The sequence below is a fragment of the Carboxydocella sp. ULO1 genome (assembly GCF_002049255.1).
Lineage (GTDB): Bacteria > Bacillota.
The window spans coordinates 1-221 of sequence record NZ_BDLQ01000046.1 but is presented as its reverse complement, the minus strand read 5'-3'; the positions used below and the strand labels follow the sequence as shown (position 1 = coordinate 221).

Sequence of the window (221 nt, the reverse complement as noted above, 5' to 3'; positions counted from 1 at the left end):
ACAGGTAGGTGAGGAGAGAATCCTAAGGCGAGCGAGAGAACCCTCGTTAAGGAACTCGGCAAAATGACTCCGTAACTTCGGGAGAAGGAGTGCCGCTGGGTGTGAAGGGCCAAGCGTCTGGAGCATTTAGCGGTCGCAGAGAAGAGGCCCAAGCGACTGTTTACCAAAAACACAGGTCCCTGCCAAAGCGAAAGCTGACGTATAGGGGCTGACGCCTGCCC

General features: G+C 56.1%; 1 rRNA gene. It reads left to right on the top strand.

Features of this window, described 5'->3' with window-relative positions:
* Positions 1–221: ribosomal RNA gene (locus ULO1_RS07790) — 23S ribosomal RNA — on the top strand; the annotation flags it as partial.